Source organism: Pseudomonas persica, from assembly GCF_900291015.1.
In the GTDB taxonomy this organism is placed as follows: domain Bacteria; phylum Pseudomonadota; class Gammaproteobacteria; order Pseudomonadales; family Pseudomonadaceae; genus Aquipseudomonas.
The window spans coordinates 1-277 of record NZ_OLKL01000116.1 but is presented as its reverse complement, the minus strand read 5'-3'; the positions used below and the strand labels follow the sequence as shown (position 1 = coordinate 277).

Genomic DNA, 277 nt, shown 5'->3' with positions numbered 1-277 from the left:
GTGCCGATCGTCTGGTGTTTGCCGCATCCATCCTGTGCCGCAGTCTGGGGATCCCGCCGCTGATCATCGGCCTGACGGTCGTCAGCATCGGCACCTCGCTGCCTGAAATCATTGTCTCCGCCGCCGCGTCCATGCACGGTCAGATCGATCTGGCGATCGGCACGGCGATCGGATCTAACATCGTTAATATTCTGCTGATCCTCGGTCTTGCCGCGCTACTTCATCCTTTTACCGTACATTCTGATGTTCTGCGTCGCGAATTGCCGCTAATGTTAAT

General features: G+C 56.7%; 1 pseudogene. It reads left to right on the top strand.

From position 1 onward, the window contains the following. A pseudogene (locus FQ664_RS25945) lies at positions 1–277 on the top strand (calcium/sodium antiporter); the annotation flags it as partial.